This window comes from Mycobacterium sp. NGS49 (assembly GCF_059812565.1).
Genome location: NZ_JCALCX010000112.1, coordinates 1 through 539 on the forward strand (window position 1 = coordinate 1; position 539 = coordinate 539).

General features: G+C 70.3%; 1 protein-coding gene. It reads left to right on the top strand.

The genetic code is table 11. The features are described 5' to 3' along the window. On the top strand, positions 1-539 hold a 539-nt coding region (locus AC5Y7D_RS30920; RefSeq protein WP_499929999.1), incomplete at both ends, for an LCP family protein.

Genomic DNA, 539 nt, shown 5'->3' on the forward strand with positions numbered 1-539 from the left:
CTGGCTGCTGGTCGGCTCGGACAGCCGCCAGGACCTATCCGCCGAACAGCAACAGGAGCTGGCAACCGGCGGCGATGTCGGCACCGGCCGCACCGACACCATCATCGTCGTGCACGTGCCGGGGATCGGATCCGGCTCGCGGACCACGCTCGTCTCGATCCCGCGCGACTCCTACGTGCCTATCCCCGGTCATGGACGTGACAAGATCAACGCCGCCTTCTCCCTGGGCGGTGCGGCGTTGCTCGCGCACACGGTGGAGCAGGCCACCGGCCTGCGCCTGGACCACTACGCGGAGGTGGGGTTCGGTGGCTTCGCCGTTCTGGTCGACGCGCTGGGCGGGGTGACCGTATGTCCGGCCGAACCGATGCACGATCCGCTGGCGGGACTCGACCTGCAGGCCGGTTGCCAGCAACTGGACGGACGCAGCGCCCTGGGCTACGTCAGGACCCGGGCCACCCCGCGGGCGGACCTGGACCGCATGGCCAACCAACGCCAGTTCATGTCGGCGCTGCTGCACCGCGCGACAAGCCCGGCGGTCT